Annotated in this window: 21 protein-coding genes; 9 read left to right on the plus strand and 12 right to left on the minus strand. The window is 63.3% G+C overall.

What is annotated here, in order from left to right; genetic code table 11:
• The coding region (locus tag QZ409_RS02575) for a P-II family nitrogen regulator (RefSeq protein WP_296706839.1) at window positions 1-138 on the minus strand (138 nt) is incomplete at its 3' end.
• A gap of 322 nt (window positions 139-460) precedes the next feature.
• Here QZ409_RS02575 and QZ409_RS02580 point away from each other — a divergent pair.
• A complete protein-coding gene (locus QZ409_RS02580) occupies window positions 461-1,357 on the plus strand; it encodes a radical SAM protein (protein WP_296706797.1) in 897 nt (298 codons plus the stop codon).
• A 4-nt stretch (window positions 1,358-1,361) separates the two neighbouring features.
• On the opposite strand, the gene QZ409_RS02585 is transcribed toward QZ409_RS02580, so the two are convergent.
• On the minus strand, window positions 1,362-2,471 hold the full coding sequence (locus tag QZ409_RS02585; RefSeq protein ID WP_296706799.1) for an alginate O-acetyltransferase: 1,110 nt from the start codon (window positions 2,469-2,471) through the stop codon (window positions 1,362-1,364).
• A 9-nt stretch (window positions 2,472-2,480) separates the two neighbouring features.
• Window positions 2,481-3,971 carry an MBOAT family protein gene (locus QZ409_RS02590; protein ID WP_296706802.1) on the minus strand — a complete coding sequence of 497 codons (1,491 nt, stop codon included), beginning with the start codon at window positions 3,969-3,971 and terminating at the stop codon, window positions 2,481-2,483.
• 328 nt (window positions 3,972-4,299) lie between these two features.
• Between QZ409_RS02590 and QZ409_RS02595 the strand changes: the two genes are divergently transcribed.
• The 5 genes from QZ409_RS02595 (at window position 4,300) to QZ409_RS02615 (ending at window position 8,755) form a co-directional block, all read left to right on the plus strand.
• The gene (locus QZ409_RS02595; RefSeq protein WP_296706804.1) at window positions 4,300-5,394 is read left to right on the plus strand and encodes a sulfate ABC transporter substrate-binding protein; all 1,095 of its coding nucleotides are present in this window, start codon (window positions 4,300-4,302) and stop codon (window positions 5,392-5,394) included.
• A gap of 58 nt (window positions 5,395-5,452) precedes the next feature.
• Window positions 5,453-6,358 carry an ABC transporter permease subunit gene (locus tag QZ409_RS02600; RefSeq protein ID WP_296706807.1) on the plus strand — a complete coding sequence of 302 codons (906 nt, stop codon included), beginning with the start codon at window positions 5,453-5,455 and terminating at the stop codon, window positions 6,356-6,358.
• Between the two features lie 24 nt (window positions 6,359-6,382).
• Window positions 6,383-7,405 carry an ABC transporter permease subunit gene (locus QZ409_RS02605; RefSeq protein WP_296706809.1) on the plus strand — a complete coding sequence of 341 codons (1,023 nt, stop codon included), beginning with the start codon at window positions 6,383-6,385 and terminating at the stop codon, window positions 7,403-7,405.
• Between the two features lie 14 nt (window positions 7,406-7,419).
• Window positions 7,420-8,436 (plus strand): sulfate ABC transporter ATP-binding protein, encoded by a 1,017-nt coding sequence (locus QZ409_RS02610; protein ID WP_296706811.1) that lies wholly within the window; start codon window positions 7,420-7,422, stop codon window positions 8,434-8,436.
• Window positions 8,437-8,554: 118 nt separating this feature from the next.
• Entirely contained in the window at window positions 8,555-8,755 is a 201-nt protein-coding gene (locus QZ409_RS02615) for a hypothetical protein (RefSeq protein WP_296706813.1), read from the plus strand.
• A gap of 94 nt (window positions 8,756-8,849) precedes the next feature.
• On the opposite strand, the gene QZ409_RS02620 is transcribed toward QZ409_RS02615, so the two are convergent.
• On the minus strand, window positions 8,850-9,398 hold the full coding sequence (locus tag QZ409_RS02620) for an Lrp/AsnC family transcriptional regulator (RefSeq protein ID WP_296706815.1): 549 nt from the start codon (window positions 9,396-9,398) through the stop codon (window positions 8,850-8,852).
• Window positions 9,399-9,923: 525 nt separating this feature from the next.
• Between QZ409_RS02620 and QZ409_RS02625 the strand changes: the two genes are divergently transcribed.
• A complete protein-coding gene (locus tag QZ409_RS02625) occupies window positions 9,924-11,117 on the plus strand; it encodes a hypothetical protein (protein WP_296706816.1) in 1,194 nt (397 codons plus the stop codon).
• A gap of 8 nt (window positions 11,118-11,125) precedes the next feature.
• Here QZ409_RS02625 and QZ409_RS02630 read toward each other — a convergent pair whose 3' ends face one another.
• Genes QZ409_RS02630 through QZ409_RS02645 form a run of 4 tightly spaced genes read right to left on the minus strand, consistent with a single transcriptional unit; the run spans window position 11,126 to window position 14,556 of the window.
• Complete coding sequence (locus QZ409_RS02630) at window positions 11,126-11,920, minus strand: ABC transporter ATP-binding protein (protein ID WP_296706818.1); 795 nt, start codon at window positions 11,918-11,920, stop codon at window positions 11,126-11,128.
• On the minus strand, window positions 11,917-12,969 hold the full coding sequence (locus QZ409_RS02635) for an iron ABC transporter permease (RefSeq protein WP_296706821.1): 1,053 nt from the start codon (window positions 12,967-12,969) through the stop codon (window positions 11,917-11,919). The genes QZ409_RS02630 and QZ409_RS02635 overlap by 4 nt, the downstream gene beginning before the upstream one ends.
• A complete protein-coding gene (locus QZ409_RS02640) occupies window positions 12,947-13,981 on the minus strand; it encodes an ABC transporter substrate-binding protein (protein ID WP_296706823.1) in 1,035 nt (344 codons plus the stop codon). The genes QZ409_RS02635 and QZ409_RS02640 overlap by 23 nt, the downstream gene beginning before the upstream one ends.
• A gap of 29 nt (window positions 13,982-14,010) precedes the next feature.
• Window positions 14,011-14,556, minus strand: a complete 546-nt coding sequence (locus tag QZ409_RS02645; RefSeq protein WP_296706826.1) for a DUF2478 domain-containing protein — start codon at window positions 14,554-14,556, stop codon at window positions 14,011-14,013.
• A gap of 316 nt (window positions 14,557-14,872) precedes the next feature.
• On the opposite strand from QZ409_RS02645, the gene QZ409_RS02650 reads away from it, so the two are divergent.
• Window positions 14,873-17,662 carry an HAD-IC family P-type ATPase gene (locus QZ409_RS02650; RefSeq protein ID WP_296706828.1) on the plus strand — a complete coding sequence of 930 codons (2,790 nt, stop codon included), beginning with the start codon at window positions 14,873-14,875 and terminating at the stop codon, window positions 17,660-17,662.
• Here QZ409_RS02650 and QZ409_RS02655 read toward each other — a convergent pair.
• From QZ409_RS02655 to QZ409_RS02665, 3 genes are all read right to left on the minus strand, one after another.
• Entirely contained in the window at window positions 17,659-19,326 is a 1,668-nt protein-coding gene (locus QZ409_RS02655) for a Na/Pi symporter (RefSeq protein ID WP_296706831.1), read from the minus strand. The two genes, QZ409_RS02650 and QZ409_RS02655, sit on opposite strands and share 4 nt — an antisense overlap.
• 48 nt (window positions 19,327-19,374) lie before the next feature.
• Complete coding sequence (locus tag QZ409_RS02660) at window positions 19,375-20,277, minus strand: polyphosphate kinase 2 family protein (protein ID WP_296706833.1); 903 nt, start codon at window positions 20,275-20,277, stop codon at window positions 19,375-19,377.
• A 138-nt stretch (window positions 20,278-20,415) separates the two neighbouring features.
• Window positions 20,416-21,090, minus strand: a complete 675-nt coding sequence (locus QZ409_RS02665) for a DsbA family protein (RefSeq protein WP_296706834.1) — start codon at window positions 21,088-21,090, stop codon at window positions 20,416-20,418.
• A 245-nt stretch (window positions 21,091-21,335) separates the two neighbouring features.
• Here QZ409_RS02665 and QZ409_RS02670 point away from each other — a divergent pair, with 245 nt between their 5' ends.
• A complete protein-coding gene (locus tag QZ409_RS02670; protein ID WP_296706841.1) occupies window positions 21,336-23,087 on the plus strand; it encodes a methanol/ethanol family PQQ-dependent dehydrogenase in 1,752 nt (583 codons plus the stop codon).
• A gap of 37 nt (window positions 23,088-23,124) precedes the next feature.
• Here the strand turns inward: QZ409_RS02670 and QZ409_RS02675 are convergent.
• The coding region (locus QZ409_RS02675; protein WP_296706836.1) for a hypothetical protein at window positions 23,125-23,956 on the minus strand (832 nt) is incomplete at its 5' end.

A 23,956-nucleotide genomic window follows, 5' to 3' on the forward strand; every position in this document is an offset into this window, starting at 1 on the left:
ATAAATCTCCGTATGGCCCTTCTGGCGGCCATAGCCCTTGACTTCCGTCACAGTCAGGCCGTGAACGCCAACCGCGGTCAGCGCATCGCGAACCTCGTCCAGCTTGAACGGCTTGATAACAGCCATCACGATTTTCATCTGATGTTCCCCGATTTCCGCCTTGGACGACGCAATCGCAAGCGAATACGCCGGCTGGGCGCAGCCCGGCCAACATCCTTAAATCAAACTCCGTGCCACCGCGCGAAGCCTGGAAAACCATTAAAAAACAGTGAAGCTGGAGCTCTAATGAAGCAGATTTGTGCAATTTCGCAGCGTACAGCCTAATTTTTAGACAGAACGCCGGCGCCATTTCGGCATTTCGATCGGCGGCGCATACATCCAGGCCACAGCCAAAAGGCTTCGGCTCGGTCTCGCCTTGCGTTAAGCTCCGGCAAGACCCCTTCCGTCATCGGACGCCCTTATGCCCGCCCTTCCCATCCATTATGTCGAGCCTGTCTATCGCCCGCCGAGCGAGGCGGATTCGCTGATCCTGCCTGTCACGGACGGCTGTTCCTGGAACCGCTGCACGTTTTGCGAAATGTACACGGCGCCGCAGAAGCATTTTCGCCCGCGCGACGAGGCGGAAGTGCTCGACAGCATCAAACGCTGCGGCGACCAGCTCGGCGACGGCGTGAAACGCATCTTTCTGGCGGATGGCGACGCCATGACGCTCTCGACGCGCCGCCTTGCGAATGTGCTGGAGGCGATCCGCCGCGACCTGCCCGGCGTACGCCGGGTGTCCAGCTATTGCCTGCCGCGCAATCTGCGCAAGAAATCCGCTGGCGAATTACGCGAACTGGCCGACCTTGGCCTTTCGCTGGTCTATGTCGGCGCGGAATCCGGCGACGACGATGTGCTCGCCAAAATCAACAAGGGCGAAACCTACGCCTCGACGCTGGACGCGCTGCAAAAGCTGCAACAGGCGGGGATCAAACGCTCGGTCATGATCCTCAACGGCCTCGGCGGCGAAATTCTCTCGCAACAGCATGCGCTCAATTCTGCGCGGCTGATGAATGAGGCCCAACCGGAGTTTCTCGCGACCCTCGTCGTGAGTTTCCCGCAGGGCGAAACCCGATTGCGCGAGAATTTCCCCGAATGGGAGCCGCTCAGCGTGCTGGGGCTGATGCAGGAAATGGAAATCCTGCTCTCGACGCTTGAGCTGAAACGCACGGTGTTCCGCAGCGACCACGCCTCAAACTGGCTCGTGCTGCGAGGGACGCTCGGCGTTGACAAGCCGCGCCTGTTGCAGGACTTGCGCGCCGCCATCGCGGCGCCCGAAGCCGCTCCCTTGCGGCCAGCCTGGGCGCGGGGTTTGTAACGGATCACGGATGGGTCGAGAGATAACGCTCGGCCCGTTCCTCCAGCACAAAATCGGGCTTTTCCTTCGCCACCAGGGCGTCGAACTGCTCATCGGTCGGTCGCGCCCAGAGTGCGACCATGTCGCCGAATTCCGCCGCAAGGCGCGGAAGAACCGCCGGGCCGAAGGAATCGTGGATGAAAAGTAATTTCCCGCTTCTGTCGGGACAATGCGTGCGAGTAAAGAGCCGGCGGCCCTCCGAATCCCAGTTCTTTTCCGTCACCTCATAGCGGCACGGCAGCGCTGCGTCCTTCAGGACGGGGGCCGTCTCACGCCGGTCGATCAAGGCCATTTCAGCGAGGTCGCCCGTCTTGACGGTCTTCACCTCGAAATCATCCGGCGACAGTTTTGGCGCCGCTATGTCGAATTTGGGCCGCATCGCATCGAAAATAGACGGCAGCGCGGTGGAGACGCCGAGATCGTTCCAATGGGTGTCGTCACGAAGATAAAGCTGGCCCAGCGGCTTGGCGGCAAGGAGGCCGGGACGCAGATCCACCACCGGCAATTTCGCCGCCTTCGCCATCTCCATGGTTTGGGAATATTGCGACGGCTTCTGCTTGCGCAGGAAGCGCGCGGGCATGAATTCGGGATAGATCGTGTGCTTGTCCGGCGCGACGGCGAATTCATAGCCAATGCCCTTCGCCGCGAGCCGGTCGCGCCGTCCGGCGATGCGCTGCTTCATCAGCTCCAGATCGCTATCGCTGAGCGGCAGGGCGTTCTGGTAAAGCTCGATCGAATGCTCACCGGCAAAATAAAGCCAGTTATTCTTGCCGACGACCACGCGGTCGCTGGACGAACGCCCGAGCAGGGCCAGCGATATCTTCGAATCCAGCCGGATCAAGGCCTGGCGGAAGCCAAAATTGTCGCCGAAAAAAGCGTCGAAACGCTTGGGGAACTGCTCCCATTGCGCGAGGCTGCGCGGGATTTCCAACTGCGCGAGGCGGCGCTTCTCATTGGCCATCGGGTCTGGATTGCCGACGAAGGTCAGCACGCCGCCGAGCGACGTGGCGACGGCGAAAAAGCCCAGCAGGAGCGTCCCGTAAAGATTGGCGGCAGTCATGCGGCTGTCGGTCATGTCGCGCCCTCAGAACCGGAAATAGATGAAGGGATTATAGGTGCCCGAGGCCATGCGCGCGCAGGCCAGCACAGCGATCGCGACCAGAACCGCGAGACGGATCGCCAGCACGGCGGAGCCCTCCGCGCCGATCCGCAAGCTGTCGATCCCCGGGTGGATCACGCCGCGCGACTGATCCGCGCGCAGGCGCCAATCCGCCGTGAGCCGGGTGAAGGCGCCCGCCGAGACCACGGCGCCCATGATCAAGGCGATTAGGACTTGCGCGTCGATCATTTCGGCCGCCGGCAGAACGCCCTCGCCCAAGCCGCCCTCGCCCGAGCCGCCGCGTCCGGCGAGCGCGCTCAGATAATTGCGGGCGCCGGCGAGATCATTGGCGCGAAAGAACACCCAGGCCAGCACGACCACCGCCATGGCGTAGAGGCGGCCAGCCAGCGCCGGCAGACTCGCCAGAACAGCGCCAAGCCCCGCCCGCTCCAGCACGAGGAAGAACCCATGCAGCGCGCCCCAGACGACAAAGGTCCAGTTGGCGCCATGCCAGAAGCCGCAAATCAGAAAGACGATGACGAGATTAAGCCAGACCCGCCCTTCCGAGACGCGATTGCCGCCGAGCGGGATGTAGAGATAGTCGCGGAACCAGTTCGAGAGTGAGATATGCCAGCGCCGCCAGAACTCCTGAATGGAGCGCGAGCGATAGGGATAGTCGAAATTCTCCAGAAAATTGAATCCGAACACGCGCGCGAGACCGATCGCCATGTCGGAATAGCCCGAGAAATCGAGATAGATTTGCAGTGTATAGGCCGCGATCCCGAGCCAGGCCGCGCTCGCGCCCAATTGGTCTGACGGCAGGGCGAAGATGCGGTCGGCCACTTCGCCGAGCGGATTGGCGAGGATCATTTTTTTGCCGAAGCCGGCGATGATGCGCTCGACCCCGGAAACCGCCAGATCGAAGCGCTCCTTGCGGCCCGTCAGCTGGTCGCAAATGTCGTGATAGCGCACGATCGGTCCCGCGATCAGCTGCGGAAAGAAGGAAATATAGAGTGCGAAATCAATCGGGTTGCGCTGCGCCTGGGCGTCGCGGCGGTAGATGTCGATCACGTAGGACAGCGCGTGGAAGGTGAAAAAGGAAATGCCGAGCGGCAGATGCGGCGCATCGAAATGCAGCTCCCGCAGGCCCAACGCGCCCGCCGCCAGATTGTACTGCGCGGCGAAGAAGCCGGAATATTTATAGAAGCCCAGCAGGCCGATATTCACGACGACGGCGCCGGCGACCGCGAGCCGCGCCGCGGACGGCCCGCGAAACCGCTCGAGCAGCAGCCCGAACAGCCAGTTGACGACGATGGAGGCCAGCATCACGAAAACGAAAAGCTGCTCGCCCCAGGCGTAGAACACAAGGCTCGCCAGCAGCAGGATCGTGTTTCTGGCCCGTCGCGGCGCGACGAAATAGAGCAGCCCCGTCAGGGGCAGGAATAGAAACACGAAGATAGGCGAACTGAAAACCATTGACGTCCTAATTTCAGGGACCGGCGAACCACGGCTTCGCGATCTCCGGCCCTTCCCGCTCCCAAGGCGCGGCCGCGCTCACGGCCGCGCGGCGAGGACGACATAGACTCTGTTTGCTCCGCGACCAATCTTTTTTGCGCAAGCGGCGGCAAAGCTTGCGCTCCCGAACAGCCCTAAGCCGCTCCCGCCCAAATTCCAGCCAGAGAGAAAAGCCGTCCGAGATATCAGTTGACAAATTTTATAGAATTAAAATAATTTTCTGGTACAGTTTCCTCGCACTCCCGCCCGCCGAGGCCGGATCCCGCGACTGTCACGAAAGGCCATTTTGATGTTGAAACGAAAGTTCCTGACGCTCGGCGCCACTCTGGGCCTTGTCAGCCTGCTCGGCGCGGGCTCGACCGCGGCGGCGGCCGACGTGCGGCTGCTCAACGTCTCCTACGACCCCACACGCGAGCTCTATACCCAGTACAATGAGCTTTTCGCCGCCAAATACAAAAAAGACACGGGAAACATTCTCACCCTTGAGCAGTCCCACGGCGGCTCCGGCAAACAGGCGCGCTCGGTCATCGACGGCCTCAATGCCGACGTCGTGACGCTGGCGCTCGGCTGGGACATCACCGCCATCGAACGCGCCGGCCTGATCAACCCCGGCTGGGAGAAGAAGCTCCCCAACAACGCCTCGCCCTATACCTCGACCATCGCTTTCCTCGTCCGCAAGGGCAATCCGAAGGGCATCAAGGACTGGAAGGATCTGTGGAAGCCGGGCGTCCAGGTCATCACCGCCAATCCGAAGACCAGCGGCGGCGCGCGCTGGGTTTATCTTGCGCTCTGGGGCGCCCTGGCCAACGCCAAGACGCATGATTTCTCAACAGCCCAGGGCCAGGCCGAAGCGACCGCCGCCTCCGCCGCCGCCAAGGATTTCCCCGTCTATCAGAACGCCGAGGTCCAGGCGCAGATCGCCGATCTCTTCAACAACCATGTGCCCGTGCTCGACGCCGGCGCGCGCGGTTCGACCGTCTCCTTCGCGCAGAAGCAGCTCGGCGACGTGTTGCTGAACTGGGAGAACGAGCTTTGGCTCGCGCGCGATGAATTCGGCCCGGAAAAATTCGACATTGTCTATCCCTCGACCAGCATCCTCACCGAGCCGCCGGTCGCCGTGGTGGACAAGGTCGTCGACCAGCGCGGCACGCGCGCCGTCGCCGAGGCCTATCTGAAGGGCCTCTACTCGCCCGAGGCCCAGGACCTTGCCGGCCAGCTGCATTATCGTCCGCGCAATCTCGACGCGCTCAAGAAATATAGCGCCGAACTGCCGAACATCCCCTTCTTCACCATCGACGAAACCTTCGGCGGCTGGGTGAAGGCGCAGACGACCTTCTTCGCCGACGGCGGCACGTTCGACCAGATCTACAAGCCCGCGAAATAAGCAAAACCCGCGCGCGCCGCATTATCAAAGCGGCGCGCGCCCAACCCCGGTATTTTTCATGGCTGGATCTCCCTCGCGCGTCATCCCGGGCTTTTCGCTGACCCTGGGCTATTCGCTGTTCTATCTTTCCGCGCTCGTGCTGATTCCGCTGGCGGCTCTGGTTCTCAAGACGACGGAGATGAGCTTCGCGCAATTCTGGGCCGTCACCACCGATCCGATCGTGCTCGCGTCCTATCAGCTCACCTTCACCGCCTCGTTCCTCGCGGCCCTGATCAATGGCGTCTTCGGCCTCATCGTCGCCTGGGCTCTGGTGCGCTATCAATTTCCCGGTGGCCGCTTCTTCGACGCGCTGATCGATTTTCCCTTCGCCTTGCCGACCGCCGTCGCGGGCCTGACCTATGCCAGCCTCTATCTCAAGGACGGCTGGATCGGCGGACTCGGCCCGCGTCTCGTCACGGGCGTCAATGGCCTCGCCGGCCTGCTCGGTCTCGGCGCGCCGCTCGAGCCGACCGCGCTCGACTGGCTGACCTTTCCCTTCACGGGCGGCACGACCGGCATCGTGCTGGTGCTCGTCTTCGTCGGCCTGCCCTTCGTGGTGCGTACCGTCCAGCCGGTGCTCATCGAATGGGATCCCGAATATGAAACCGCCGCGCGGAGCCTCGGCGCCGGCCGTTTCACGATTTTTCGTCGCGTGATTTTCCCGGAGCTGTTCCCGGCCTGGATCTCGGGCTTCGCCCTCGCCTTCGCGCGGGGCATTGGCGAATATGGCTCGGTCATTTTCATCGCCTCGAATATTCCGGGCAAATCCCAGATCGCGCCGCTGCAAATCGTCACCAAGCTCGACGATTTCCAATATGCGGCGGCGGCGGCCATCGGCGTCGTGCTGCTCTCGATTTCCCTTCTCATCCTGCTCGCGATCAATGGTGTGGAGCAATATGCCCGCCGCCATGAACGCGCGGCCTGACATTCTTCAAGGAAAGGCGCCCCAATGGCCGGAGCCATCACCGCAAGAGCCCCGATCAGCATCGGGTCGAAGCGCGCCGTCGCGACGGAAAGCGTCCTCGCGCGGCGCGTCCTGATCACGATCACCGTCGTCTTCCTCACGATTTTCGTCCTCGTTCCGCTCATCAATGTCTTCAACCAGGCGTTTTCCAAGGGTTTTGAAGGCTATTGGTCGGTGTTCTTCCCGCCGCAGCCGCCCGACGACGCCACACTGACCTTCAGCCAGAAGCGCCGCCTCGCCGAAGGCGCCGCGCAAGCCGCGCGCACCTGGAGCTCGATCGGCCTGACCGTCGCGGTCGCGGCCGTGGTGCTGCCGCTGAACATCATCTTCGGCCTCGCCGCCGCCTGGGCGACGACGAAGTTCAATTTTCGCGGCCGCGCTCTGCTCACCGCATTGATCGACCTGCCTTTCTCGGTCTCGCCCGTGGTCGCGGGTCTGGTCTTCGTCCTGCTTCTTGGCCGCAACGGCATTCTGGGGCCCTGGGCGACGCAACTCGTCTGGCCGGACCCGTTCTCGCTACATTGGGTCGGGTTCGAGAACGGAGTCTGGCCGCTCGCCTTCGGCCGGACGCATACCGGCGTCATCTTCACGCCGCTCGCCATCGTTCTCGCCACGATTTTCGTGACTTTCCCCTTCGTGGCGCGCTCGCTGACGCCCCTGATGGAAAACCAGGGAACCGACGAGGAGCTGGCCGCGCTCTCGCTTGGCGCTTCCGGCTGGAGAACCTTCTTCAAGATCACCTTGCCAAATGTGAAATGGGCGCTGCTCTATGGCGTGATCCTTTGCCTGGCCCGCGCCTTCGGTGAATTCGGCGCCGTTTCCGTGGTCTCCGGCCATATCGACGTCAACGACACCATGCCGCTGCGCATCGAAAAACTCTGGAACGAATACAACAACCAGGCCGCCTTCACTGTCGCCTCCGTGCTGGCTTTCGTCGCCGTCATTACGCTCGTCGCCAAGAGCGTCGTCGAATGGAAAGCGGCGCGCGACGCCGAACGGACGAATTAAGGAGCTTTGCAGCCATGACCATCGAAGTGAAAAACATCTCCAAGAGTTACGGCGCGTCCCCGGTGCTCCGCAACATCGACCTGAAGATCAATTCAGGCGAACTCGTTTCGCTGCTCGGGCCGTCGGGTTCGGGCAAGACGACGCTGCTGCGCATCATCGCCGGCATCGAGGAGGCCGACCGCGGCTCGGGCGCCGTGGTGTTCGACGGCGAGGACGTCTCCGACGTCGATCTCGGCAGGCGCGGAATCGGCTTCGTCTTCCAGAGCTACGCCCTGTTCAAGCATCTGAGCGTGTTCGAGAACATCGCCTTCGGGCTGCGCGCCAAGCCGCGCCGCAATCGCCCGACCGAGGCGCAGATCAAGGAGAAGGTGCAATCGCTGCTGGAGCTGATCCAGCTCAGCAGTTTCGCGCAGCGCTATCCCTCGCAACTTTCGGGCGGCCAGCGCCAGCGCGTCGCCCTTGCGCGCGCTCTCGCGGTCGAGCCGCGCGTGCTGCTGCTCGACGAGCCTTTCGGCGCGCTCGACGCCACCGTCCGGCGCGAATTGCGCAGCTGGCTGCGCCATCTGCATGACACCATCCATGTCACGACGATTTTCGTCACCCATGATCAGGAAGAGGCGCTGGAAGTCTCCGACCGCGTGGCGGTGATGGGCAATGGCAGGATCGAGCAATTCGCCTCGCCGCAGGAGGTCTATGAAAATCCGGCCAACGAATTTGTTTTCAAATTTCTCGGCAATTACAACGTGTTTCACGGCCGCTCGGGCGCCGGCGCCTTGGTTCGGCCGCATGACATCGCGATTTTCCGCACGTCTGACGGCGACAGGCCCGACGCCGCGCAGACGGCCGTCGTCGCGCATATCGGCTTTGGCGGCCCAGTGGTGAAGATTGAGCTGGAAAGCGACGACAAGAACCGCGTCGACGTCGAGCTGACGGCGCAAGCCTATCACGACCTGAAGCTCCAGCGTGGCGAAAAAGTCTGGTTCGCCGCCCGCCGCGCCCATAGCGATTTTCCGCCCGAATACGCAATCTGAATGCGCAAAACGGAAGACGCGGGAAACGTCTCCCGGGCCTTTTGTTATTCTATCTTTTCTATCAACTATATCATGCTATAATGGTCGAAAAGGCGTCTTATGGCGCGAGGTTCGATCAATGGCTTTTGAAATCGCCCATACGCAGCATGCCTTCGAGGCCCTTTCGCCCGCGCGGCGCCTTCTCGCGCTGCTTGCGGGCCTTGCCTTTCTCGTTGGCCTCGCCTGGTCCTGCGTCACCGCCTATCAGGCCCAGCCGCTTGATCCAGCGCCGCCGGCGAAGCCCCTCATCACGCCCGGCGCTGGCCCGCGCGGCGCCTGAAGCTCCACTTAAATAGGTCACGCAAAAAAAGCCCCGACCCAGTCTGGCTGGATCGGGGCTTTTTTGCAGAACCTGCGCGCTGGAGACCTGCGCGTCAGATCGGATGGAGGCCGAGCGCGCGCCGGCTCGCTTCGCGTGGGGAGCGGGCGGCGGACCTAAAATTTCCTTCCTCCTCATCCTCGCTGACGGCGAGATCGAGCGGCAAGGCCGTCGTCGACTTGATCTGCTGCAGCACGAAATGCGAGGACACGCTACGCAGGGGCGCAATCGCGGTCAGGCGCTTGTAGAAGGCGTCATAGGCCGAAATATTCGGCGCTACGACGCGCAAGACATAGTCCACCTCGCCGGCCAGACGGCTGAATTCCATCACTTCCGGCATGGCGGACACGGCCCGCACGAAATTCTCAAGCGTGTCCGACGAATGGTCGCCCGCCTGGATCGCGATATGGACCGTGAGACCTATGCCCACTTTCTGCGGCGAGACAATGGCGACCCGCTTCTGCAGCACGCCGGTCGCTTCGAGCTTCTGAATCCGCTTCCAGCATGGCGTTTGCGACAGACCGACCTTGTCGGCGATCTCGGCGACCGTCGCGGCGGCGTTTTCCTGAAGTATCTTGAGAATGTGACGATCAATCCGGTCCATGAGGCGGCGCTCCGACTGGCTCCAAAAAATTATTCATTTAGTCTATAAAACTAGTCAATTATGTCAAACAAAAAGATGGATTTTTCGGCGATATCGGCGGACGCGAAAAGAAAATCGGTCCCCGAGGCTTCGCGAACCGGGGCGCGCGGATAAGGGCCACGCCGTCGATTGCGCGCCGCGCGGCCATTCGACCCCTCTGGGCGCCCGGCCGGCGCGTTTTTTTGGCCCGCTCCTATCGCAGTTTTTCGCCCGGCGCCCAACCGGGCGGCGCCGGGGCCAGGAACAGAGCAAAATGCTAATTATGTAATCGTATTACCTGTTGTAAATTTATCTCTCTGTTTTGGTATTGTGCCGGCATTTTATTTTTCGATTTCCGCCCTATTGATCTGCACGGCTCACAGAGCTTTCATCCGTAAATGTCTCGTGCATGCGGCTGTATCTGGCTGAAATGAACGGCGTACCGCAATCAGCGGCCCGGTCCGCGCCCGTCGCGCGCGTATCAATATGCAATGCAGGTATATTTCCATGACTCCTTTCCAGAACTATTCGAACATGCCGTTCAAGATCCTGGCGACGCCCCTCGCGCTTGGCGTGCTGCTGTCATCGCCGATGGCGAAGGCTTCGGACGATCCGCCAATGATGGCGTCCATGAACCATGCCGCGATGGAGCATGGCGCGAATCATGGCGCCGGCATGGACGCAACCGACATGGGGCCTCCGCCGCCAGCCTCGCTGAACTGGACGACCGTGGCCGGCGCCGGTCAGTTCATGCTTGGCTATACGCCAACCTTCATGAACATGAGCGGCAATTATATCGGCAGGTCCAAGGTTTCGGCTTCCGAAATCGCGACCACCGTCCCCTCGGGGCAGACCCATTCCATGATGATGAATGGCAAGATGACGACCATGCCGACGATGCTGCGCATCGTGCCGGATTCCATGGATGTGCAGATGCACATGTTCAACGCCATGTATGGCGTGACGGAAAATCTCACGATCATGGCCATGACCAGCTATGTCGTGAAAAGCATGAGCATGACCACATTCAAGGGCATGATGGGATCGACCGTGCTGGGAACCAGCTCGGGGACGACCGACGGCCTTGGCGATTCCATGGTCGGCCTGAATTACCGCGTCTATCACGACGCCATGAACAGCGTGGTCGCCGGCCTCAACCTCACCTTGCCGACCGGCTCGATCACCCGCCAGATCACCATGCTCAGCCCAATGGCGGTCTATATGTTCATGCGCGCGCCTTACGGCATGGAGACGGGCTCCGGCTCGGTCAGTCTCGTGCCGAGCCTCGCTTATAGCGGCCATCTCGGCCGCTGGTCCTGGGGCCTCGCCTATCGCGGCGTCTATCCGATCGACAATAATTCCGAAGGCTATCGCTGGGGCGCCCTCAGCGAATTCCACGGCTGGGGCGGCTATACCCTGTTCCCCAATATCACCACGACGCTGCATGTCGTCGGCAGCACGCAAGACCGCATTCACGGCTCGGACGCACAGATTTACGGCCTCTCGCAGAACGCCAATCCGCTCTATTACGGCGGCCAGAAAGTGCGCCTGCTCGGTGGCCTCGAAATCGGCGGCGGGTTGTGGGGCTATCCGAAATCCTCGATTTCGGTCGAGGCCGGCGGCCCGATCTACCAGAACCTGAACGGCCCGCAGCTCGGCGAATCCTGGCAGGTGACCGTCTCGGGCCGAGTCATGTTCTAAGCGATGTTCTAACCCAAATTGAGCGGGGCGAAGGCTTTTCGCCCCGCATCGGTTTTGATCGCCTCGACCTTCACGCCATAAAGCCTCTCGATGGCCGCTGTCGTCAGGACCTGGTCCGGCGGCCCTTCCGCGCCGATCCGCCCCTGTTCGAGCAGGGCCACGCGGTCGCAGGCCCAATGGGCGTGTTCGGGATGGTGCGTACTCATGACGACGCCCCGCCCCTCGGCGGCGAGCGCGCGCAGCAGCGCCATCAGGCGCAATTGCGCGCCATAATCCAGCCCGGTCATCGGCTCGTCGAGCACGAGGATCTCCGCGCCCTGCGCCAGGGCGCGGCCGATCAGGGCAAGCTGGCGCTCGCCTCCGGAAATTTCCGTGTAGGGCCGGTCCACCAGATGCGAGATTTTCAGACGCTCCATCACCTCGTCGACGCTTTCCGCGTCCGCCGCCCGAGTCGTTCCCCGAGCCGCGCCAAACCAGCCCGACCGGGGCAGCTGTCCGAGCGCCACCACATCGCGGACGAGATAGGGAAAGGGCGCGGCGGGAATTTGCGCGACATAGGCGATTTTCTGCGCGATGGCGCGGCGGCCGAGCGATTCAAGCGCCATTCCGTCGAGAAACACCCTGCCCCGCGCCGGCCGCAGGAAACCCATCAGCAGACGCAGCAAGGTCGTCTTTCCCGAGCCATTGGCGCCAAGCAGCGCGACGACTTCTCCAGCGCCAACCGCGAGCGAGGCGCCGTCGAGGACTGTTCGCGCGTCACGGTCGAAGGCGAGATCGACGCCAACCAGCGCGGGGCCGCTCATGTCCAACTTCTCCGGCTGCGACGCAAAACCAGCAAGAAGGCGGGGATGCCGAGCAGCTCGGTGACAATTCCGATCGGGATTTCGCCCTTGACGAGGGAGCGCGCCAGACAATCGGCGCCGATGAGAAAAATCGCGCCGACCAGAGCCGAAGCGGGCAGCAGGAGCGCATTGCGCGGCCCGACCACAAGCCGCGCGAAATGCGGCGCGAACAGCCCGATCCAGCCGATCATGCCCGCGAGCGAAACAGCGAGCGCGGTAATGAAGGTCGCCGCCGCGATCGCGCCATAACGCACCAAGCCCACCGGCACGCCGAGCGAGCGTGCCTCGTCCTCGCCCATGGCCAGCGCATCCATCGGCCGCGCCAGCGCGAGCAGCGCGGCAATGCCCGCCAGCATCGCCGGCGCCGCCGTCAAGGCCTGCGAGAGCGAAATCCCGGTAAGGCTGCCCATCAGCCAGTAAACAATGGTCGGTAACTGGTCATAGGGATCGGCCATATATTTCAGCGCCGAGAGCAAGGCGGTGAAAAAGGCGCCGGAGATCATGCCGCCGAGGACGAGGGTGATCATGGAGGCGGCGCCAAAGGCGTTGGCGACGCCCACGCCGAGCGCCACCGCCGCCAGCCCGCCGATGAAGGACAATCCTTGCACCGCCGCCCAGGACAGACCCAGCAATAAGGCGAGCGCCGCGCCGAAACAGGAGCCGCCGAGAGCGCCGAGCAGTCCGGGCGAGGCCAGCGGATTGCGAAAAACAGACTGAAAGGCCGCGCCCGCGACGCTGAGCGCCGCGCCGATGCTCGCGGCGGCGATGACGCGAGGCGCGCGGATTTCGAGAATAAGATTGCGCAGCAGATCGTCACGCTCCGGCGCAAGCGAAACCAGATGCAGCCGGGCGCCGAAGAAGGCGAGCAAATCGCCCAACGACAAGGGATAGCGGCCAAGGGTCATCGCGCCCGCCGCTGAAAGAACGAGCACAACGGCGAGCAGCGGCAGGGCGCCCGGCGCCCGGCGCCGCCACGGCGGCCTCGCCTCAATGCAGGATGCGTTCGACATCCTCGTCCTTCAGATCGACATGGAAAAAGAGCTGATAGAATTTCTTCGTTTCTGCCCTGATGTCGATGGGAAATTGCCCGGGATAGAAAAGGTTCGCGAGCCATTGCACGCCCAAAGCCTGCATGAAGCTCGGAGGCCGGTCGAGCCAATTGAAGGGAAGGCGCGGAACCGCCACGATGCGGTCCTTCGCGACCGCCTCGACATTGCGCCATTCCGGCGCGCTGCGCGCCAGCTCCCTGTAATGCGGATCGAGCGCGAGGATCAGCGACGGCTTGCCGACAATGACCTGCTCGAGGCTGATCCGCTCCAGCCCGACATGGGAGGATTGCTGGCACTGGTCGATATTTTCGCCGCCCGCGAGCCGCATCGCCTCGACATGGAACGAATTTGCGCATTCGGTCGCCAGACCGTCGGGCCCCTCGGCGTAATAATAGCGCAATCTCTTCTCTGCCGGCACGGCGGCCACGGCCTTTCGCACCCGCTCCAGCGCCGAGGAAATATAGGTCGCCAGGGCCGCCGCGCGCTCACGCCGGTCGAGCAACTCGCCGAGAAACTTCAGGGCGTCAGGATAATCCGCGATGGAATTGAGCCGCACATATGCGACCGGCAGACCGGTGCGGCCGTAGAGCCGATCGGTTTCGCCATGCTCGCCCATCGGCTCCAGCCACGCGATGACCAGATTGGGGTGAAGCGCGAGGACTTCTTCCGGATTCATCCCCGGACCGTGGCCGGGCATTCCGCCCAACGCCGGCAGCTTGGCGATTTCCGGCGGCAGAAAGGCCATCTGCTTTTCGTTCGGCGCATTATTGACCGCGACAAGCAGGTCCGGCGCGAGCACATAGAACAGAAGGGTTAGCGGGTAGGACGCGGAATGCGCCCGTGTGATCTTGTCAGGCACGATGATTTTCCGCCCCGCCATGTCGGTGATTTCGCGGGCTTCGGCCCGTGTCGCCAGACCGGGAGCGAAAACGGCCAGCAATGTCAGGATGAGAGCAAACAGGCGCGCAAACATCAGCGTCTCCAGAAGAATTCCGAAATGCGTCAGGCGGCCGAACGCTTCCGCGCCAGGCCGCGCCACCAGTTTTCGAGCGCGTCGAGCTCCGGCGGCAGCTCATCGAACAAGGGGCCGGCGAAATTGGCCCATTCGTCGCGCATGGTGGGTTTCAGCGTCGTCAGCGCGGGCGTCTCGGCGGCCATGGCGGCGGCGAATGCGTCGCGGAGGCCGCCATTCGCCGCCTCCAGCTTGCCGAACTTGCTGAGGACGACGAGATCAGCGCCGGCTTCGATCGCGCGCTGCGCGGCGGCGCAGGCCATGGCGACGCCGCCCGGATCGAGATTGCAGGCCGTCGAGCCCGGGCCGAGGTTCTGCGAAATCGCGATGCGCGTCCCGGTGGCGAGATCCAGCAGGTCTAGCGCGCCGCAATCCGAATGCGCGTCAGGCGCCGCGAGTTCGACGACGCCGACGACGCGAAGCCCCTCGCCGCGCCTGCGGTCGGCGAATTGCTTCAACAAGGCCTGCTTCTCGGCGCCGGATTCGGCGGTGATGACGCCAATGCGCGCCGCGCGGCGAAAAATATTGGCGCCCATAATCAGACTCCCGGGTTGTTGGCGTCGTTTTGCGCCGGCCACGACGGTCAGAGGCGCAGCCCGGCGCGATGCAATCGCGGCGCCACATCTGATGAATACGCATTTATTATACACTATTCAATTTACATATTTACGATCGCGCAGTTTCGCCATTTTGCCCGACGCGGCGGCGCGCTTGTGCTGGAGGAGAGAAGCAGGGACGCCGTGTGACGGGCCGCCTTGCGGCCATGTTGTCCATACGGCTGGAACGGTCTAGCCTCTCCCTCCGGCTGGCGAAACGCCGGCCCGACTGGCCCAGACATAAGGGTGAGCGCCTATGGGAGAGAACATCCTCGCCGCCGGCCAAGAGCCTTTGCATGCGGCTTTGCATGAGGCTTGGCACGCCATTTCCGTCGACGACGCCGTCCACCGGCTCGGGACCGACGCGCAAAATGGCCTCGACGCCGCCGAAGCCGCGAGCCGCCTGCGGACATTCGGGCCGAACCGCCTGCCCGAGGGCAAGAAGCAGGGGCCACTCGTCAGGTTCCTCGGCCAGTTCAACAATATCCTCGTCTATGTGCTGCTGGCGGCCGGCTTCACCAAGCTGATGCTCAGCCTCTGGGTCGACGCCAGCATCATTTTCGCGGTGGTCATCCTCAATGGCCTGCTCGGCTTCATTCAGGAAGGCCGGGCCGAAAAGGCGCTGGATTCGATCCGCAACATGCTCTCCGCCGAAGCGCGAACCCTGCGAGGGGGCGAAACGCGCATGATCGCCGCCGAGCAGCTGGTTCCCGGCGACATCGTGCTGCTGGAATCCGGCGACCGCATTCCCGCCGATCTCCGCTTGCTGGAGGTCAAGAACCTGCGCACCGAGGAAGCCGCGCTGACCGGGGAATCCGTGCCGGCGGAAAAGGCGACCGCGCCCGTTTCGGAAAAAGCGACCGTCGGCGACCGCGAGAACATGGCCTTCTCCGGCACAATGGTCGTGTCCGGCCGCGCCACCGGCCTCGTGGTCGCGACCGGCAGCGAGACCGAGCTTGGCCGCATCAACCAGCTGCTCGCCAATGTCAGCCCGCTGGAGACCCCGCTGCTGCGGCAGATCAAGCAATTCGGCTACAAGATCACCGCCGTGATCGGCGTGCTCAGCATCGTGATTTTTTCCTACGGCCATTGGCTCGGCCACATGACATTCGTCGAGCTGTTCCAAGCCGTCGTGGGCATCGCCGTGTCGCTCATCCCGGAAGGCCTGCCCGCGCTCATCACCATCACGCTGGCCATCGGCGTGCAGCGCATGGCGCAGCGCCACGCCATCATCCGGCGGCTGCCTGCTGTCGAGACTTTGGGCTCCGTGTCGCGCATCTGCTCCGACAAGACCGGCACGCTGACCCTGATGGAGATGATGGTGACTTCCGCCGTCACGGCGGAATCTGCTTTTGAGGTCACCGGCGACGGCTACGCGCCGGAAGGTGAGGTCCGGCAGGATGGCAAGGCCGCCGGCGCCACGCCCGTGCTCGCGCTGATGGGCCGAGTCTCCATGCTTTGCAATGACGCCGAATTATTCGAGGACGGCGGGGCCTGGAAGGTCGAGGGCGACCCGACCGAGGGCGCGCTTTATCCTTTCGCGACCAAGCTCGGCATGGATCGGCAGGCGGAGCTGTCGGCTTTCCCGCGCATCGACGCCATCCCCTTCGAGTCCGAACATAAATTCATGGCGACCCTGCATCGCGCGGCGGATGGCAAGGAGATCTTTCTGGTCAAGGGCGCGCCGGAGGTGATCCTCGAACATTGCGACCGCCAGCAATTGGCGAGCGAGGCGACGGCGCCGCTGGATCGCGACCGTTTCGCGGCGGAATCCGACCGGCTCGCGGCGCAAGGCGAGCGGGTGCTGGGCCTCGCCTGGCTGGAAAATCCGGGCCTCGCCGCCGGAAGCCTTGCGCCCGCCGACCTGCCGAAGACTTTGGTGCTGCTTGGCCTCGTCGGTCTGATGGACCCGCCGCGCAAGGAAGCCATTGAGGCGGTGAAGGAATGCCATGGCGGCGGCATTCGCGTCACCATGATCACCGGCGACCACAAGATCACCGCCGCCGCCATCGCCAAAATGCTCGGCATCGGCGACGGCAAGACAGCGGTTTCAGGCGTGGAAGTCGAGGCTATGGACAATACGGCGCTGCGCGACTGCGTCCGCGACGTCGATGTCTTCGCCCGCGCCAGCCCGGAGCACAAGCTGCGGCTGGTCAAGGCGATCCAGGCCAATGGCCAGATCGTGGCGATGACCGGCGACGGCGTGAACGACGCGCCCGCGCTGAAAAAAGCCGATATTGGCGTCGCCATGGGCATCAAGGGCACGGAAGTGACCAAGGAGGCCGCCGGCATGATCCTCGCCGACGACAATTTCGCTTCCATCGGCGCTGCGGTGAAGGAAGGCCGCACGGTCTACAACAATATCGAAAAGGCCATGCTGTTCCTGCTGCCGACCAATGTCGCGCAGGCTCTGGTCATCGCCGTGGCGATTCTCCTCGGCTTCACCTTGCCGATCACCGCGCCGCAGGTGCTCTGGGTCAATATGGTGACTTCCGTCGCGCTCGGCCTGGTGATCTCGTTCGAACCTCATGAGGCCGATGTGATGCAGCGGCCGCCGCGCGCGGTCGACAGATCCATCGTGACCGGCTTCGGCCTGTGGCGCATCATCTTCATCGGCCTCGCCTTGCTCGCCTATACGCTGGCGGCCTTTTTCGAGATGAAGGCCTATGGCGCCTCGGACGCGCTCGCCCGCACCGTCGCCGTCAATGCGATCACCATCGGACAAGTGTTCTACCTGCTGAACAGCCGCTATCTGATCGATTCGTCGCTGTCGCTCAAAGCCCATATGGGCAATCGCTTCCTGCCCCATGGCGTTCTCGCGGTCGTCGTCCTGCAGCTTCTCTTCACCTATGCGCCGCCGCTGCAGGCGATGTTCGGCAATGAAGCGGTTCCGCTTTGGGCGTGGCCCTGGCTCCTGCTCGGCGGCGCGCTGTTCTTCCTCGTCGTGGAGGCGGAGAAGGCCATCATTCGCTCGTCGGCGCCGCTGCGGGCGGCGGTGGTCGCCATCGAGACGGGACAGGAAGGGATCAGCGCCGGCCCCGGCTAGCGCATTTCGGCCGTCTCGAAATGGCCGAGAAGATGGGCGGAGCCGCGCCAGGCGTGACGCGTCAACGCTTCGAGACGGCGAACCGTCTCGATCCGGGCCATGGCCTGATCGGCGGTGATTTCCCGTGTTCCGACCCTGCCTAATGTCGGGCTGCGATGGGCGCGTTGCAGATCGCCAAGCTGCGTGGCGCATTCTTCCAACCGGGCAAGCGCCGTACCCGCGTTGGGCGTCTCCAGGCAGTCGATGGGCGCGGCGGCGTCGCTGAGCGCGGCTTCACGCGCGATGTCGCTCACGGCCGCGACGGCGGCGCGCATGGCCTCGGCGCAAAGCGCGGCGGCGCGCGCCTCGTCCGGACCATTCGTCGCCGCCAGGAAGGACGGCGCTTCGCCCGCCACTTCGGCAAGCCGGGAAATATGGTCGAGCGCGTGCAGCGTGCTCGTCAGGCGGAACTCCTCGCGGTCGGAATCGGGCGGGCCGCTGACGTCCGACAGGAATTCCCGCGCCTTCCGCAACACATCCGCTGATTCCGGGACGGCGAGCCCCGGCGCGGGTTTGCCGTCCCCGGAGACGGCGGCCTCAATCGCCGGGCATAAGTTCTGGATCGCAAGCGCGATGGTCCGCCGGACGGCTTCGACGGCGACCACAGGATTGTCCAGCGCCGCCGGGTCGAGACCGCGCGTGAGCGGCGAGCGCGTCTCGGGCAGCAGGCGCTCGACGAAGCGGGTGAAACGGTCGATGAGCGGCATCAGCACCGCGACGCCGACGACATTATAGGCGGTGTGATAGGCGGCCAGCAGGGTGACGCCGTCCACGGCGCCAGACGCGCCCAGGATCAGGGGAATGGTGAGCGGAAACAGCGCCAGCGCGATCACGGCGGCAATGAGCTTGAACAGGATATAGGCGAGCGCCAGCCGCTTCGCGGTCGTGCTGGCGCCAATCGCCGCCATGGCCGAACTTGTAGCGGTCCCGATGTTCTGCCCGATGATCAGCGCGCAGCCCTGGTCCAGGCCCACCGCGCCGGCATGGAAGGCCGAAAGGGTGACGGCGATGGCCGCCGTCGAGGACTGCATGACGGCTGTCATGATCACGCCGGCGACGACCAGCGACAAGAGGCCCAGCCAACCGGAAAGCAGACCGACGCCCGGCGCGCCGATCACGGCCGGCAGGTCCGACGGGTGAAGCTGCTCGGCGACGCCGCCCATGCCCTGCTGCAGGGTGGTCAGGCCATAAAGGACGAGCGCGAAGCCCGCGAGCGAAACGCCGGCCGCTGCGACGCGTCCGCTCGCCATCAGCTTGGTCAAGGCGCCGATGAAGATCAGCGGCAAGGCGTAGGACGACAGGGAAACGCGGACGCCGATCAGCGCCACCAGCCAGCCGGTGCCGGTGGTGCCGACATTGGCGCCGAACACCAGCCCGAGTCCTTGCGGAAAGGTCAGCAAGCCCGCGCTCACCAGTCCAATCGTCGTCATGGTCGTCGCGCTCGACGATTGGACGATCAGCGTGACGATGGCGCCCCAGAACGCGCCCGAGAGCGGCGTCGCGGCGGCCTTGCCGAGAACCGTGCGCAGCGACGAGCCGGCGAGGCCCTTGAGGCCATCCGTCATGATCGTCATGCCGAGCAGGAAAAGACCTATTCCGCCGAGAACCGTAATCGCCGTCGACATTTGCGCGCCTCTCCATTCCTCATTTTGTGAGCGAAACAGCGAGGACCTTTACGGCTCGCCCTCAAGCTCGACGCGCGCGGCGGCCAGCTCCTTTTTCATCGCCGCGTCGACCTTGGGATAGGCGAGGTCGAGACCTTCGACCGCCTCGACGATCGCGGAGGCGACGACCAGACGCGAGAACCATTTATGGTCGGCGGGCACGATATGCCATGGCGCGCGCGGCGTGGCGGTGGCGCGGATCGCCTGTTCGAAGGCGCTCTGGTAATCGTCCCAATAGCGCCGCTCCCGAACGTCCGAGGCGGAGAATTTCCAGTTCCTGTCCTTGTCGTCGAGGCGCTTCATGAAGCGCTTCTTCTGCTCCTTCTTCGACAGGTTCAGAAAGAATTTGAGAACGATTACGCCTTGCCGGGATAGATAGTCCTCGAACTGGGCGATGTCGGCGAGCCGCTCGTCCCAGATGTCCTTGCCGACATGTTTCGCCGGCAATTTCTGCAGTTTCAGCAGTTCTTGATGCACGCGAACGACGAGGACTTCTTCGTAATATGAGCGGTTGAAGATCCCGATGCGCCCGCGCGCCGGCGCCCTCTTGGCATAGCGCCACAGGAAATCATGCGCCAGTTCTTCCGCCGAGGGCTGCTTGAAGGAATGAACTTCACAACCCTGCGGATTGACGCGCGACATGACGTGCTTGATCGTGCCGTCCTTGCCTGCGGCGTCCATGGCCTGGAAGATCAGCAGCAGCGACCAGCGATCCTGTGCGTAGAGCATGTCCTGCTCCATCGCCAGCCATTCGCTGCCCCGCGCCAGCAGGTCGGCGGCCGCATGCTTGTCCATCGTGAGTCCGCCCGTGTCTCCTGGATCGAAGTCCTGCAAGCGGAAGCCCTTGCCAGATGTGACCCGGTAAGGATGGACGAATTTCTGGACTCCCTCCAGGATATCTTTGCTGGGCATATAGAGGCCCCTCCCCTTTGGGGTTCGCGGGTCGAAAATTCGCCCGCCCCCTTGCTTTGAGGCAAGCCTAACAGAAGAAACCGGAAGGAGAAAATCGGCGGCGAATGGATCAGAAAAACGGCGGCCGCCGCCGCAGGCTCAGCACCAGCTTGCCCGGTCGGGATTGGGATCGCGCAAAAGCTCCTGGATGTTTGCTTCGATGATCCGGTAGCCAACATTGCCGAACAGCTTCTGGCGTCCCTCGTTCAAGATCATCGTCGGACTGCCTTTGACGCCCAGGGTCTCCGCGTGTTTGTAATCGGCGGACAGCGCCGCATGGGCGCGGCCGTCCTCCAGATAGCCCAGGACATGGGCGCCATCCGCCCCTGCCTCCGCGCCGACGCCGCGCTGGACCTCCCGGCGCGCGATATCAAACCCGCGAATGAAGAAGGCCTCCCGCATGAGCACGAGGGCGCACTCGAATGTTCCCTCCGCGCATTTCCCCTCCGTCTCGGCGAGCTGAACAGCCTTGAGAAATAGGTGGGGCGACGCCGACGAAGCGGGCCGGACGTTTCGCCAAAGATTTGGATGCAGAGCCACCTCCGGGAACGCCTGCGCCGCATGCTGGACATGATCGCCAAAGCCGTCATAGCCGCCCCTGTCCCGCCAGACGGAGTCGATCTTGCCCGGGACATCGCCGAAGACCGGACAGAAGCGATATTCGAATTCCACCTGCTCGCCAAAGGCGCGGCGAACTTCCGCGAGGCGAAGTTCGGCAAAAAAGGCCCAGACGCAGAGCACATCGGAGAAATAGACGATGGGAAGACGTTTCACTTCGCAGCCCTCGCGACCCGATCCATGACGCCCCGGCGCCCCCGCGACATTGCCCTGCAAGCGACGCCCCGGCAAGGTCGCAACGGCTCGGGCGCGCCTCTCCGGAGCGGGGCGCGGACCCGTCATGCGCCGAACTTTTTCGTCGCGCCGAAACAGTGTAGATCGACTCATCCTGCGCGGCTAATTCGCGTCCCTGGCGCAACAGGAGAAAAGCAGTGAGGAATTTCCGCTTCTGGCTCTTCGCGATCTCCGCGCTCGCATCATCCGCCAGCATGGCGGAGACTGGAAAGACCGGCGACTGGACCATTCAAGCGGGCGATTTCGCCAACAACCGCTATTCCGCGCTCGACCAGATCAATTCCGGCAATGTCGGGCAATTGCGGCCCGCGTGGTCCTTCTCAACCGGCGTGCTGCGCGGGCATGAAGGCGGGCCGCTGGTTGTGGGCGACGTCATGTATCTCGTGACGCCTTTCCCCAATGTCGTTTATGCGCTGGACCTGAACAACGACGGCAGGATTCTCTGGAAATACGAGCCGAAGCAGGACGCCAATGTCGTTCCGGTCATGTGCTGCGACACGGTAAATCGCGGCCTTGCTTTTGCCGACGGCAAGATCTTCCTGAACCAGGCCGACACCAAACTGGTGGCGTTGGATGCGCGCACCGGCAAACCGATCTGGAGCGCGCTCAATGGCGACCCGGCCAAGGGCGAGACGGCGACCGCAACCGTCCTGCCGGTCAAGGACAAGATCATCGTCGGCATTTCCGGCGGCGAATTCGGTATTCGCTGCCACATGTCCGCCTATGACATGAACAGCGGCGCGCTGGTCTGGCGCGCTTATGCGACGGGCCCGGACGAGTCGATGCTGGTCGATCCGGCAAATACCACCCAGCTCGGCAAGCCGATCGGGCCAGACTCGAGCCTGAAAAGCTGGCAAGGCGACCAGTGGAAGATGGGCGGCGGCTGCGCCTGGGGCTGGACGTCCTATGATCCTGAAGCCGACCTGATCTATTATGGAACCGGCAATCCCTCGACCTGGAACCCGTCGCAGCGCCCCGGCGACAATAAATGGTCGATGAGCATTTTCGCCCGCAGCCCCGACACCGGCATGGCGAAATGGGTCTATCAGATGACCCCGCATGACGAATGGGATTATGACGGCGTCAATGAAATGCAGCTGGTCGACCAGGCGTTCGACGGCAAGCAGCGCAAGCTGCTGGTCCATTTCGACCGCAATGGCTTCGCCTATACGCTCGACCGCGTGACCGGCGAACTCTTGCTCGCGGAGAAATACGATCCCTCCGTCAATTGGGCGACCAAAATCGAGATGGACAAGTCCAGTCCGAATTACGGCCGGCCGCAACTCGTGAAACAATATTCGACCGAGGCCAATGGCGAGGACTCCGTCACCAAGGGCGTCTGCCCCGCCTCGCTCGGAAGCAAGGACGAGCAGCCCTCTGCCTTTTCGCCCCGAACCGGCCTGTTCTACGTGCCGACCAACCATGTCTGCATGGATTACGAGCCGTTTCGTGTCCATTATGAGCCGGGCCTGCCCTATGTCGGCGCGACGCTCTCGCTCTATCCGCCGCCCGGCGAGAAAAACACTGGCGCTTTCATCGCCTGGGACGCCGCGAAGGGCGGGATCGCCTGGTCCAATCCCGAGCAATTCTCGGTCTGGTCGGGCGCCCTCGCCACGGCGGGCGATGTCGTCTTTTACGGCACGCTCGAAGGCTATCTGAAGGCCGTTGACGCGCGGACGGGCAAGCTTCTCTACAAGTTCAAGACGCCGTCCGGCATTATCGGCAATGTCATGACCTATGCGCACAAGGGCCGACAATATGTCGCCGTCCTGTCGGGCGTCGGCGGCTGGGCCGGCATCGGCCTCGCGGCGGGCCTGACCGACCCGCATGACGGCGCCGGCGCGGTCGGCGGCTATGCCGCGCTGAGCGAATATACCTCGCTCGGCGGCGTACTGACGGTCTTCGCTCTGCCCGATTGACCGCGCGCCAAGGCTCTGGCCCTCGCGAACATCGTTCTCAAACGAACTTGAAGTCTCCCAAATTGGCGGACAATGTCGCAATGTCGGTCCCGCCAATCGTCATGCGATCGCCCAGGCTGTCGGTGATGGAAACATTTCCCCCTGATTGCGTGGCGTGACTGAGAACAGCCTGCGCTTGCTGCGCCTGCGTCATCGTCGACGGCGTGAGGTAGCTGAACATCGATGAATTAAATTGCACGATGTCGGCATAGATTCCTGAATCAGCGAAATTGGCGATTGTCAGTTGCCCGAAATTTGGCGTCAGCACGAAAGTGTCATTGCCAGAGCCAGAGGCGTCCACGCTGAAAGTCTCGTTCTGAACGCCCTGGCCGATCTTGATTGCGAGATTGTCGAGGCTGCTCGACAGACTGACGCTTGTCGTTCCGCCAGCGACGCCGGGAACGGAGAGAGTCTGGATATTGCTGAGCGTCGATGGGAGATTGTAAGAGCCGGTCCCCTGCAACACCAATGTATTCGAACCGGCGCCGCCATCGACGCTGTCGGCCGAAGTCAGCGTGTTAGGCGATGGCGCTGTGATCGTGTCATTGCCGGCGCCGGCGCTGATCGTGTCTGTCGCTGTCGTCAAAGTATAGGTCTGGCCGCCGCTGCCGAACGCCACCGTGCTGGTTACGGCGACGGAGCTTTGCGTTCCGTCGCTGACCTGCCAGCTCACGACACGCGAGGCGGCGTTGGCGCTGCTGGTCGTGAATGTCACCGTATCCAGCGCCGTCTGATATTGCGCGACGGTCGCCGGCCCGCTCAGCGTCAGCACGCCGGTCGCCGCATTATAAGCGCCCGTGATGCCGTTCTGGTTGGCGAAGTTGAGCAGG

Source organism: Rhodoblastus sp., assembly GCF_019449565.1.
In the GTDB taxonomy this organism is placed as follows: domain Bacteria; phylum Pseudomonadota; class Alphaproteobacteria; order Rhizobiales; family Beijerinckiaceae; genus Rhodoblastus.